At 43.9% G+C, this 12,457-nt stretch carries 9 protein-coding genes; 6 read left to right on the plus strand and 3 right to left on the minus strand.

The features are described 5' to 3' along the window. Nucleotides 1-103 precede the first annotated feature (103 nt). Both V7L12_RS14610 and V7L12_RS14615 read left to right on the plus strand, forming a co-directional pair. A complete protein-coding gene (locus V7L12_RS14610) occupies nt 104-2,866 on the plus strand; it encodes a CHASE2 domain-containing protein (protein WP_335085105.1) in 2,763 nt (920 codons plus the stop codon). Beyond that, a complete protein-coding gene (locus tag V7L12_RS14615; RefSeq protein WP_335085107.1) occupies nt 2,863-4,164 on the plus strand; it encodes a hybrid sensor histidine kinase/response regulator in 1,302 nt (433 codons plus the stop codon). The genes V7L12_RS14610 and V7L12_RS14615 overlap by 4 nt, the downstream gene beginning before the upstream one ends. A 269-nt stretch (nt 4,165-4,433) precedes the next feature. On the opposite strand, the gene V7L12_RS14620 is transcribed toward V7L12_RS14615, so the two are convergent. Both V7L12_RS14620 and V7L12_RS14625 read right to left on the minus strand, forming a co-directional pair. Continuing rightward, nucleotides 4,434-5,465: an HNH endonuclease gene (locus V7L12_RS14620; RefSeq protein WP_335085108.1), complete on the minus strand. Its 1,032-nt coding sequence runs from the start codon at nt 5,463-5,465 to the stop codon at nt 4,434-4,436. 746 nt (nt 5,466-6,211) lie between these two features. After that, a complete protein-coding gene (locus V7L12_RS14625; RefSeq protein ID WP_335085110.1) occupies nt 6,212-7,888 on the minus strand; it encodes a mechanosensitive ion channel in 1,677 nt (558 codons plus the stop codon). A gap of 306 nt (nt 7,889-8,194) precedes the next feature. On the opposite strand from V7L12_RS14625, the gene V7L12_RS14630 reads away from it, so the two are divergent. Further along, nucleotides 8,195-8,641: an SRPBCC family protein gene (locus tag V7L12_RS14630; protein ID WP_335085112.1), complete on the plus strand. Its 447-nt coding sequence runs from the start codon at nt 8,195-8,197 to the stop codon at nt 8,639-8,641. Nucleotides 8,642-8,689: 48 nt separating this feature from the next. Here the strand turns inward: V7L12_RS14630 and V7L12_RS14635 are convergent, their stop codons facing one another. Further along, the gene (locus tag V7L12_RS14635) at nt 8,690-9,514 is read right to left on the minus strand and encodes a SirB1 family protein (protein WP_335085114.1); all 825 of its coding nucleotides are present in this window, start codon (nt 9,512-9,514) and stop codon (nt 8,690-8,692) included. A 388-nt stretch (nt 9,515-9,902) separates the two neighbouring features. Here V7L12_RS14635 and V7L12_RS14640 point away from each other — a divergent pair, with 388 nt between their 5' ends. From V7L12_RS14640 to atpD, 3 genes are all read left to right on the plus strand, one after another. Then, nucleotides 9,903-10,202, plus strand: a complete 300-nt coding sequence (locus V7L12_RS14640; protein WP_335085116.1) for a hypothetical protein — start codon at nt 9,903-9,905, stop codon at nt 10,200-10,202. A 115-nt stretch (nt 10,203-10,317) separates the two neighbouring features. After that, nucleotides 10,318-10,584 carry a PEP-CTERM sorting domain-containing protein gene (locus V7L12_RS14645; RefSeq protein WP_335085118.1) on the plus strand — a complete coding sequence of 89 codons (267 nt, stop codon included), beginning with the start codon at nt 10,318-10,320 and terminating at the stop codon, nt 10,582-10,584. Between the two features lie 407 nt (nt 10,585-10,991). Continuing rightward, nucleotides 10,992-12,440 (plus strand): F0F1 ATP synthase subunit beta, encoded by a 1,449-nt coding sequence (atpD, locus tag V7L12_RS14650; protein WP_334825254.1) that lies wholly within the window; start codon nt 10,992-10,994, stop codon nt 12,438-12,440. Nucleotides 12,441-12,457: the final 17 nt, after the last annotated feature.

Below are 12,457 nucleotides of genomic sequence, written 5' to 3' on the forward strand. Positions count from 1 at the left end.
TTATTCTTTTTGTCCCCCTCTTCTTTCTTCTATCCAGTCCCTATTACCCCCTATCTTCAAAGGAGACGCTGAGTTCCCCAATCCCCATTTATATAGTACAAATATGTGGCGCAGATTCCAGGCTTTTGTCCAACGCACTCGCAGCGTTTTGATTATTACTCCTAGCGTTGCCTTGACGGTTATGGTTGGGCAATCGTTGGGACTTTTCAATTTACCGGAATGGAAAATTCGTGACCAATGGGTTCGTCAGCGATCGCCTGTGGCGATCGCTGATGAGATTGTGATTGTCACAATCGATGAGCGCGATATCCAATCCGTGCGTAAATGGCCAGTTCCAGACTGGGCGCTAGCACGATTACTAGAAAAAATCCGGGCGCAGCAGCCTAGAGCGATTGGATTGGATCTCTATCGAGATTTACCGGAAGGAAGCGGACACGAGCAACTTGTTCAAGTTTTTCGGAACACTCCCAATTTGATCGGAGTTGAGAAAATTACTGGCGAACGCGTTAATCCCCCGCCGGAATTGAAAAAACAGGATCGGGTGGGATTAGCAGATTTAGTGTTAGATGGCGATCGCTTTGTACGTCGCGCCCTCCTAACAGCTGAAGATGCCAAAGAGAAAAACACCATTAAAGCTGGACTGGCAACCCTTGTAGCCCTGAAGTACCTCGAAGCTGAAAAAATTAGCTTAGAAAGCATTGACCCCCAAAAACAAAAGTTTCAGTTGGGTAAGGAAATTTACCTGCCATTGCAAAATCAACAAGCAGGTTATACCGATGCCGATTTAGGAGGCTATCAAATTCTACTGAATTGGCATGGAACAGATGCCGCATTTCGGACAGTTGCGATGCGCGATGTCTTAGCAGGGAAAATTCCAGTAGATTTGATGCGCGATCGCATGGTATTTATTGGGTCAATCGCCTCCAGTACCAATGATTTCTTCAGCACACCCTTCTCTTCTTGGATATCTGCTGAAAAAGCGACTCCAGGTGTGGTTGTTCATGCCAATATTGCTCATCAACTAGTACGAGGAGCAAAAACAGGAAATGCCAGTCTGCACGGTGTTTCTGGCATTTATTTATCACTCTGGATTGTTTTGTGGTCTGTCATTGGTTCTACGGGCAGTTGGTTATTATCCAGTAGCAAGCTGCGGGTTCCGGGTGGCAAAATTCTTTGGGCAACTGTAGGCATCAGTGGAGCCTGTATATGGGGTGGTTATGGGATGTTTTTGTATGGTGTTTTAATTCCGGTAACACCTACCTTAGCAGCGTTTATCGGTAGTGTGATTGCAACAACTAATGCCTATAAACAGCGGAAGTTAGAAGAAACCAATCGCCAACTGGAAATTGCCAACAGTCAACTATTGGATTATTCCAAAACCCTAGAGACAAAAGTCGAAGAACGAACTCATGAATTAGTTGAGGCAAAGCAAGCTGCCGATGCTGCTAATCAGGCTAAGAGTGAGTTTCTCGCCAACATGAGCCACGAACTACGCACACCTCTCAATGGCATCCTTGGGTTTGCCCAAGTACTAGAAGGATCGCCAAACATGACAGCTAAAAACCTGGAAGGAGTCAGCATTATCTCCCAATGCGGCTCACACCTCTTGATGCTGATCAATGACATTCTCGATCTCTCGAAGATAGAAGCGAGGAAATTGGAATTAGTTGTCACCAGTGTGCATCTGCCCAATTTATTGCATGGTGTGACTGAGATTTGTGGTATCCGAGCCGAACAGAAAGGGATTGCATTTAATGTCTTAATTAGCGATCGCCTACCACTTGCCATTGAAGTCGATGAAAAACGGCTGCGGCAAGTGTTAATTAACTTACTGGGCAACGCGATCAAATTTACAGATAACGGTAGCGTAATTTTCAAAGTAGAGTTATTAGAGACTGGGCAAGAGTCTTCCCAATCTCTAATCGCCAAGATTCGTTTTCAGATTGAAGATACTGGTATTGGAATGTTACCACACCAATTAGAGAAAATCTTTTTGCCGTTTGAGCAAGTGGGTGAAGCAGGGCAACGATCTGAAGGTACTGGCTTGGGATTGGCGATTAGCCAAAGAATTGCGACATTGATGGAGAGCCAAATTCAAGTGCAGAGTCATCTGGGCGAAGGAAGTCTGTTTTGGCTGGATTTGACAGTACCAGTACCACTCGATCATGACTGGCATAGAAGAGGAATCGTCCCAACTCCCCAGAAAATTACAGGAATTCGGGGTAGTGCGCCTCAGATTCTCATCGTTGATGACGATCGCAACCACTGTTCCATGTTGACCAGTCTGCTGCAAGAAATTGGCTGTCAAACCCTAGAAGCGACCGATGGCAAACATGGGCTACAGGTGGCAACAGAACACAATCCAGATGTGATTCTGCTCGATTTAGCCATGCCCAATATGGATGGTTTTGAGCTAATGGTTCACCTGCAAGCAAATCCGCAAACCTGTTCTATTCCGATTATCGTCTCTAGTGCTAGCGTTTTTGAGGAAAATCGCCAACGGAGTTTAGAGGCAGGGGCAACAGCATTCCTGCCCAAACCCCTCCAAATCGACGAACTACTCAATAGGTTGCGATCGCTGTTGGGAGTGGAGTGGATGTATGCCGAATCTTCGTCGTCTCCGAAAGTTCAGCAGATAACTGCTAGTGAATGGGTTCTACCATCCCAAGATGTTTTGCAACAACTCTATCATTTGGCAATGATGGGAGATATCTCGGCGATCGAGGGAATGTTAAAAGAGCTAATTGAGGAAAACAGTCAACTAGCTCCTTTCGCGGCAGAGTTAAGCAAACTCACTGCCAATTTCCAAACCGGAAAAATCCGTAAGTTACTCAAATCATTTGTCACAACGGAGTTACATCCATGATTGTTGTTCCTATCTCGAAACCCATACATATTCTGTTGGTGGATGACAATCCAAACAATCTCAAGCTGCTATCTGAAGCGATTCAGAGATGTGGCTGGAAACCCCTCATGGCTACAGATGGAGAGTCGGCGATCGAACAAACAGAATATGCCTGTCCCGATCTGATTCTGTTGGATGTGATGATGCCAGGTATTGATGGATTTGAAACTTGTCGCCGGCTGAAAACCAATCCCATCACTCAGAATATTCCGGTGATTTTCATGACTGCCCTGTCCGATTCTACAGACAAGGTGGCGGGACTGGAAATTGGTGCAGTTGACTACATTACTAAACCCTTCCAACAGGAAGAAGTTATTGCCCGTTTAAAGTTACACCTGAAAATTTCCCATCTCACCCGCAGATTAGAAGAACGCGTGCAAGAGCGCACCGCAGAATTAACTCAATCTCTACAGGAGTTACAACAAACCCAACTACAACTGATCCAGAGTGAGAAAATGTCTACTTTAGGGCAGATGGTTGCAGGTATTGGTCATGAGATTAATAATCCGGTTGGTTTTGTTGGCGGAAATTTATTCTATATTGAAGAATATGTAAATAATCTGCTTCGCCTGGTAAGCCTCCAACAGCAGAAGCTACCGCAGCCAGACCCAGAAATTGAAAAGCTTGTTAAAGAAATCGACTTGGAGTATCTAGCAGAGGATCTGCCGAAACTACTGGCATCAATGCACCAGGGAATTACCCGTCTTAAAGATATCAGCCTCTCTCTGAGAACTTTTGCTCGCGCAGATATTTCATCTCAGGTGGAGTTTCAGATTCACGAAGGAATCGATAGCGCCTTAATGCTGTTGAAACATCGACTCATAGGCAATAGCGATCGCACTAAAATCCAGGTTGTCACACAATACGGTGAGTTACCTCCAATCAGTTGCTATCCCGGACAACTGAACCAGGTGTTCATGAATATCATCGCCAATGCCATTGATGCATTTGATGAACTCCATCAAAACAATTCCGATCGAGATATTGCTGCTTGCCCGAACATCATCACCATTACCACATCGGTTGATCCCCAACAACAAACCGTCACAATTTGCATCCAAGATAATGGCCCCGGTATACTTACTGAGGTGCAATCTCGAATTTTTGAGCAATCTTTCACAACCAAACCCGTGGGTAAGGGAACTGGGCTGGGATTAGCGATCAGCTACCAAATTATTGTTGACAAACATAACGGACAAGTCAACTGCTTGTCAGTACCTGGTGAGGGGACAAAATTTATTATTACTCTGCCAATGTAACCGAATATAGATTATTTTTATCAGAAATTCCGCAACTCTACATAACTACACTCGATTTAGCCTATAACCTGAGTAAAACCAAATTCACTTCTCTTTAGATTTTCTTTACGAATCAGCTCTAAAGGTTGCACCTGATTTTATTAATTATTTAGAAGTTTACAACAAATCAATAATCCAATCTTGTTAGATGGACTGAAAAGCCTGCATTTGGCAAGGGGTAGGCGAGATACCCACCCTAATTATGCAATTTCAATTTGCAATAGCTGATTTCAGAGCACAGAACCATCAAACGCAGTTTTGTAAGCATTAGCAGTTTCTATGCCAAAACCTCCAGCTTCGACATGACGAACTAGCGATTGAATGATGGGTGTAGCAATACTAATACCAAATAAAGCATTGAAGCCTGCAACAACGACTGGTGCTGACAAAATAACTGTAAATTCTGGAAATAAAGCTAACACAGCTACCAAGAGCAAAAAAACAATTGGTGTCGCAATACCTGCTGCTTTTGCTGCTTCAAAAATTAGATTTTGATACTCTTCAACAGTAATGTCGCCTCGATAAAGATCCAAAGAGTAGGAAATCGCCGTTACTATAACCTGGGTGAGAATAGCTGTTCCTGTTGCAGTAATGCCAAGTCTAGCGATTGTTCCAGAATTGCTGACAATAGAATCTACCGCATTATAAACCCGAATATAAAACTGCTCGCCAATGGTCATTACTTTCGCACCTCGACGGAGATTGTCAACACCTACTTCCCAAAGGATATTATCAGCAGCATTCGATCCACCTTGGGAACGTGGATTGATGTGGCTACCATGCTTATCCCTAAGAAATTGACGAATTGTATATTCTTTGGCTCCAAGCTTTGATGTGCCAGGAATTTTCTCAAAAAGCTTCATGACATCTGCATCAGAGCGAGGTAAGTCTCCCACCCGAACACCAGCACGATATCTCAGCCTATTTGCAATCTTAGGCATTTCTTGGGCTAATTCGGCAGCTGTCTTTGGTAAATTTTGCAAAGCATCAGCCATAACCATGCTAGATGCAGCAACTCCAACAGCAGTTTGTTGAAATGTTTTACTAACATTTTGAACAGTTTGAAAAGCTGACTGTGCTGCTATGGTTGACAAACTTTGTAAATCATTAACTGCATGGACACTTGAAGTAGTCATCTCGGTAGTAGCGTTCTTGATTCCATCAACTACCTCATCCATCCCGTTTACTACATTGTTGGCTGCTTCTTGAGCTTTATCTCTAACCGTATCTGCAAACTTCTGTGCTTGGTTGATAAAATCCATGTTTTAGTAACCTTCCATTTATGCTGTGGAGTATTTGCTCCAGTTTCTCTTTCTAAAAATGAGAACCACCTCAGCATTAATGACTAATTTACTTCCAAAAATATTAAAGAGATAGTAATCAATTTATATCGTTTGTATATCGTTGTTTCAAAAACTGAACTATCCGATTAGTTTAACCAGCAATTTTGGATTTTGGATTAAAAGAATTATTACCAAAGTTAAAAATTTGTGGAGGTTGCTCTGTTCTATGATCCTACTCTGCTGAGAGATAGAACTTTCCTCAATGCGATGTCTACGACGAGCTACGCCTACGCAGTTAACGGCACTAAAAATACTCTTTGAAATTTATTAATTTAATTTTTCAAATTACAAAAATATTGTGGATACTCGATTGCGCGACTCTGAACCCGAAACTTCGACCTCTGAACTCGGAACTTCGACCTTTTAACTCGGAACTTCGACCTTTTAACTCGGAACTTCGACCTTTTAACTCGGAACTTCGACCTTTTAACTCGAAACTTCGACCTTTGAACTGGGAACTTCGACCTTTGAACTGGGAACTTGAGCTTTAGAACTCGAAACTTGAGCTTTAGAACTCGAAACGTCAAATTCTACACTCAAACTCCGAGTTTCTCAGCTCTAACTTTTAATTTCTTAAGCACAATTGCCGAGAGATTTTCTCCACTATTAATGCTTAGGGCTGCACTTTCCCAGATTTACAGATGAAATTGCGCCTCGATCAACTTTTAGTTTCTACCTTTGAAAGAGTTTAACCATTCTTGAACTTGCTCGCGGGCAATATCGCGCCCTCCAAGACCAAAAGCTAGGGCAATAGCAACTGCGATCGCACCTAGTAAAAGTCCAAAGGCTAAATTCACAATATCACTGGCAACTCCAATCTGTTGCAGTGCCATTGCCGAGACTAAGCCAATGATGGCAATCCGCGCCACTTGTCCCAAAATCTGGGCTTGGCGATCGCCGGAACTGGTAATGATATTAAAAGCTAGATTTGCCAGGAATAAGCCAATGGCAAATATTATCAATCCTGCCAAAATCCGCCCGAATACGATCACAATACCAGACACTAATGCCGTCAGGGCTGGAATATTCAAGATATTCACCGCCGCCACCGTTGCAAACAGCATGATCCCCACTAAGGCAACAATGCCTACAATTTCCGATGGCGTGCGGGTTGGAATCGGGGGGGTTGTTGATTCTGTAGAAATTACAACTCGTCTGCTGGGTGTTGTCAGACCCAGTATGCTGAAAATGTTATTAAACCCTAAATTGGTGAGGATACTTGTAACCAAGTCCGCGATAAACCGCCCGATGAAATAGGCAACAATCAAAATTGCCACGGCTGTAAAGATGGCAGGGAGGGCGTTGAGAACCTGTTGCAGCATTGCGATCGCAGGCACAGATATCGCATCAATTCGCAAGGCATTCAGCGCTGCGATCGCTACAGGAATCAAAATCAAAACATAGACAATTGTGCCGATGATACTCGATAGAGGTTGCACCCCCGCAGTAGAAGATAATCCCAACCGACTACCTAAATGGTCAAGACCAGTAGTCGCCAGCAAGTTTGTTACAATCCGCCGCACCACATTAGCGATGAACCAGCCAACTACAGCAATCAAGATCGCCGCTAAAATGTTCGGCAGAATTAACAGAACTTCTGTAATTAAAGCTTGTACTGGTTGTAGAGCCTGCTGTAGTCCGAGAGTATCCAAAACTGGAGCGAGAAACAGTAAAAATATAAACCAATACAGAGCGTTGCCAATCGTCTGACTCAGAGACAGCTGATTGAGGCTGGGTGCTGTGTCTGCTGGTTCTGGATTCAAACGCTCATCCAGGTTAAATGCCTGTAATGAGCGCACAGTGATAATCCTCACAATGGTCGCCAAAAACCAGGCTGCTACCAAAATGATTCCTGCACCAACCAACTTTGGCAAAAAGCCAATAAGTTGATTGAGAAAATTATTCAGGGGTCGAGAGGCTATCTCCAGATCCAATGTCTGTAAAACAGCTACCGCCGTTAACAGGATAATGCTCCAAAAAACTAAGCTGGAGATTAATTTCTCCACTTGGGGAACATCTTGACGACCCGTTATCCCTGCGGCAATGCGGTTATCTATATTTGTGCGATTAAGGATTCCTCGCGTCACTGCTGCTGCGATCGCTGCAATCAGCCAACCTACTAGTAAAATTGCTACCGCCCCTAAAAGACGAGGCGTAAACAGAATTAACTGTTGAACAATACCTTGCACATCAGCGATTCCTTGATTCACTGCTGGTTGTATTGGTTGCAGGCTGGGCGATGATTGTGCTAAAAATTGCTGCACCCCCGTAGATAAACTAACTCCGTAGGCGTAGCCCGTCGTAGACATCACCTGGGTTATTTCTTGCCAAGTTGTGTTCATGGTTTTCGGGAATTATGCTTAAGTATTCGCTGCAAACACTGAGTCAGTGTTTTGCCTATCAATTTACCAGTAAAGACATACATATTTACTCATATTTGATTTAATATACCGGCATTGGGCATGGGGCATTGGGCATTGGGCACTTGTACTGAGCGAAGCCAAAGTATTGGACATTGGGCATTGGGGATTAATTATTCTCCTCTGCTCCCCTGCCTCCCCTGCCTCCCCTGCTCCCCTGCTCCCTCATCTCCCACTCCGCTGAATTTTGCGTTACTCTAATTGCAGCAACAGCACCAAAGATGTGGAATGTCCCAAGTTTTGGAACAATCAATTCAAATTAATGCTACAGCTACGGTGGTGGAGCGCTGTATTAGCGATTTAGCTCTTATGCACCGCTGGCTCAACCCCGTTCTGCGTTGCGAACCTGTGGGCGAAGCTTGGAGTACTGATGTCGGCAGTGAAAGTCGTTTTATCATTCAAATTCCTCTACTCAAACCCACGTTGAATAGCGTAGTTGTAGAACGACAACCGGGTTTGGTAGTCTGGGAATTTCAAGGGTTTTTTCAAGGGCGCGATCGCTGGGAATGTCAACCCACAGAAAAGGGAACGCTCCTACTCAACCGCTTTGAGTACGATATCCCTAACCCTTTAATTAGTTGGGGTTTCAACACCTTTGCCGCGTCTTGGACAAAAGAAGATATGCAAGCCCAGCTACGTCGCCTCAAACGAGTTGCAGAAGAACAACAAAATTAGTCATTAGTCTATTAGTCATTCTCCCCCTGCCCCCTGCCCCCATCCCCCCTACGCATCTTTACTCAATTCGGTAAGTAGCCGCCGAATCACAGATGCATCCTCGGCATCAGGAACTTTTGCTAAATAATTTTGTAAGTCGTCTACGGCTTGGGGGTAGTAACCGAGTTGATAGTAGATCAAACCGCGATCGCGCAATTCTAAAGTTAAACCAGGAAACAGCAACAAAATTCGTTCAACTGCTGCCAGCGTTTTTTCTAACTCTTGCTGTTTGAGGTAAATAAATTTTAAATTTGTCAACATCCGGGCCAAAAATTGCCGATTACTAACTACAGCTAAAAATTCTGGTTGTAGCCTCATCGGTTGCTGATAAAGTTGAGACAGCCGTTCCTCGCAATCTTGGGCAAATATTATTTCACCGCCATTGAAAGTATCCACAAAAATCTCTATATCGGGAATATCTGGGCGGATCAGGAAATGTCCTGGCATCCCTATACCCACCATCGGAAAATCAATCCGTCGAGCAACTTCCAGGTAAACCAGCGCTAAGGTAATGGGAATCCCCAATCGGCGATCGATTACATCATTGAAAAAGCTGTTGCGCGGGTCGTAATAGTCAATTTTATTACCAGAAAATTTTAAATCATCGTAGAGATACTGATTAATACTTTGAACTATTCGCAAAGGATAACGTGAATCAGGCAGGCGTTCTTGAAGCTCCCATGCCATTGTATCAAGGGCGTTGAGATATTCCTCTGGGTCTAGCTTGGGATATTCTTCTAGTGCAATATACAAAGCTGCCTTTGCTAGGTCAATGTGCTCGTCAGACTGCTGAATCTCCTGGTAAAAATATTGTCGTGCTGACGAGAAATTCATAAGCTATTGCTCGGTGGAGGTGTGAAGATGAAGCGGGTGAACTTACACCAGTTTGTCGTAACTACATTTATTTTAGCGTTGCATTAACACTACTTGACGGCAGTCGTTCCTAAATTTACGCAGCTTTTGATTTTTGACTTTAATCAAACCCTATGGGTACATGAGTAGTATAAAGCTGCTGTAAAAAAAACATCCCAACTTTAAAAACTTTTGTCTATGTATTTGCTAAAAATATCTATGTAAGCCTGATGTTAACTCAGTTTTTGCTACTATTAAATTAAATTCATAATTTTAAATTTACGTATTTACACGTATATTTTATTCTCAATAAAGAAATTAACCACTAAGCTATTTAATAGTTACTGAGCAAAGAAATAAAGTGATTTGTATGACTACATCAACCGTTTTAAAACATTTAAGCAAAATCAGCATAGCGAACGCAGCTTTTACGGCAATTGGAATTGCAACATCGGCTTCTGCTAAGGCCGCATCCGTGGTTCTTCTAGAAGACAATTTTAATACTGAAAATAGCGGCAATGAGGCGTTAAACTATAACAGTTTTGCCAATTGGAATGTTACAAACGGAACAGTTGACCTGATTGGAAATAATGGGGTTTTTGACTTCTTGGCAAGCAACGGGCTATACGTAGATACAGATAGGCTCATCAGCTCTGGCTGGCAAATTTGAATCTAAAATAACATTCGCGTTTAATGCAGGTGATATCCTCAATCTCACTTTCAAGCTGGCTGGCGATCAAAGAAATAACGGTTCCAACTCTCTGGTCATATCGTTGGATAGCCTGTTGAACGAAACAATTACGCTACCATCGACCCAGAACTTTACAACCTTTACTCGTAACATCACAGTCACCTCAGCAACAACCGCCAAATTGGCTTTCGATGGGGTTGGTGGAGATAATATTGGACTACTGCTGGATGACGTGAAATTTACCAAGACCACCTCTGTTCCTGAACCTACTTCCATAATCGGTGTCCTAGCCTTCGGTGCTTTCAGCGCTACTTCCCTTTGCAAGCGCAAACAGCTACAAAAAGCTGCCGTGAAAGCCTAAATTTCTTCTCACCTTCATTTTGAATACCTGCTGTGCCTGTTAATGTCAGGCACAGCAGTTTTTTATTTTGACTAAAAATTTTAGATTTTTTTGGTTTATGACCCGTATTTTTATGGTCTCTTTCAATCCAAAAGACGCTCTCTACGAGACGCTTCGCGTAGCTTGCTTCTCTGTAAGAGTACGCAGACTCGCTAACGCGACGCTATCGGCAATTCCATTATCCAAAATTGCTTGACTGACTTGAACAGTTTTACAAGTAAGCCTACCTTGGCTGCTCAGACACTAGTCTTAAGGATCAATTTAAGGCGAAAGTAGGGTCGTTCAGTGCTAATCTGAAAGGTGACATTGCTTAATTTTATGTCTTCTCCGACCGGATCTGAAATATAGCTTCAATCATTAGGCGCAGCATGGTCACAACCGCAGAAAAAACAAACATTGGCTACATTACCCAAATCATTGGCCCAGTTGTAGACGTTAAATTTCCCGGCGGGAAATTGCCACAAATCTACAACGCTTTGATTATCAAAGGCACCAACGAAGCTGGACAAGAAATCAACCTCACTGTTGAAGTACAGCAACTGCTGGGCGACAACCAGGTGCGGACTGTTGCAATGAGTTCCACCGAAGGCTTAGTGCGTGGTTTGGAAGTCACCGATACAGGCACTTCTATAAGCGTACCAGTTGGTAAAGCCACTTTGGGTCGGATTTTCAACGTCCTTGGCGAACCAGTGGACAACAGGGGCCCTGTAAATGCTGAGGCAACTTTACCCATCCACCGCTCTGCCCCCAAATTCACCGACCTGGAAACCAAACCTTCGGTGTTTGAAACTGGGATTAAAGTTGTTGACCTTCTGACTCCCTATCGACGCGGCGGTAAGATTGGTCTGTTCGGTGGTGCTGGTGTTGGTAAGACCGTGATCATGATGGAGTTGATTAACAACATCGCTACTCAGCACGGTGGAGTATCCGTATTTGCTGGCGTGGGTGAACGCACCCGTGAAGGCAATGACCTCTATAACGAAATGATTGAGTCTGGGGTTATCAATAACGAAAGCCTCAATGATTCCAAAATTGCTCTTGTGTATGGTCAGATGAACGAGCCACCTGGAGCAAGAATGCGGGTTGGTCTGTCAGGATTGACAATGGCAGAATACTTCCGGGATGTGAACAAGCAGGATGTGCTGCTGTTTGTTGATAACATCTTCCGGTTTATACAAGCAGGTTCGGAAGTATCAGCGCTACTGGGTCGGATGCCCTCAGCAGTAGGATATCAGCCCACATTGGGAACCGACGTAGGTGAACTGCAAGAGCGGATTACCTCGACCACAGAGGGTTCGATTACCTCCATTCAAGCAGTATACGTACCTGCAGACGACTTTACCGACCCCGCACCTGCTACTACCTTCGCCCACTTAGACGGAACAACATTGCTGTCTCGCGGTTTGGCATCTAAGGGAATTTATCCAGCTGTTGATCCCCTTGGTTCAACTTCCACCATGCTACAGCCCAGCATTGTCGGTGACGAACACTACAATACTGCCCGTGCCGTACAGTCCATTCTGCAACGTTATAAAGAACTCCAGGACATTATCGCCATTCTTGGATTGGATGAATTGTCTGAAGAAGACCGTCTGATCGTGGCGCGGGCGCGGAAAATTGAGCGCTTCTTGTCTCAGCCGTTCTTTGTGGCAGAAGTATTCACCGGTTCTCCTGGTAAGTACGTGAAGTTGGAAGACACCATCAAAGGCTTCCAAAAGATTCTGTCTGGTGAGTTGGATGCTCTGCCGGAACAGGCTTTCTACTTGGTTGGCGATATTAACGAAGCGATCGCCAAAGCTGAAAAAATGAAAGGTTAGTCATTAGTCATTAGTCA

This window comes from Nostoc sp. (assembly GCF_036918245.1).
Classification (GTDB): domain Bacteria; phylum Cyanobacteriota; class Cyanobacteriia; order Cyanobacteriales; family Nostocaceae; genus Nostoc.

Bases quoted from the DNA above. Each gene is read 5' to 3' on its own strand.
- V7L12_RS14610 (WP_335085105.1), top strand. From the start codon at position 104: ATGTGGCGCAGATTCCAGGCTTTTGTCCAACGCACTCGCAGCGTTTTG.
- V7L12_RS14615 (WP_335085107.1), top strand. From the start codon at position 2,863: ATGATTGTTGTTCCTATCTCGAAACCCATACATATTCTGTTGGTGGAT.
- V7L12_RS14620 (WP_335085108.1), bottom strand. From the start codon at position 5,465: ATGGATTTTATCAACCAAGCACAGAAGTTTGCAGATACGGTTAGAGAT.
- V7L12_RS14625 (WP_335085110.1), bottom strand. From the start codon at position 7,888: ATGAACACAACTTGGCAAGAAATAACCCAGGTGATGTCTACGACGGGC.
- V7L12_RS14630 (WP_335085112.1), top strand. From the start codon at position 8,195: ATGTCCCAAGTTTTGGAACAATCAATTCAAATTAATGCTACAGCTACG.
- V7L12_RS14635 (WP_335085114.1), bottom strand. From the start codon at position 9,514: ATGAATTTCTCGTCAGCACGACAATATTTTTACCAGGAGATTCAGCAG.
- V7L12_RS14640 (WP_335085116.1), top strand. From the start codon at position 9,903: ATGACTACATCAACCGTTTTAAAACATTTAAGCAAAATCAGCATAGCG.
- atpD (WP_334825254.1), top strand. From the start codon at position 10,992: ATGGTCACAACCGCAGAAAAAACAAACATTGGCTACATTACCCAAATC.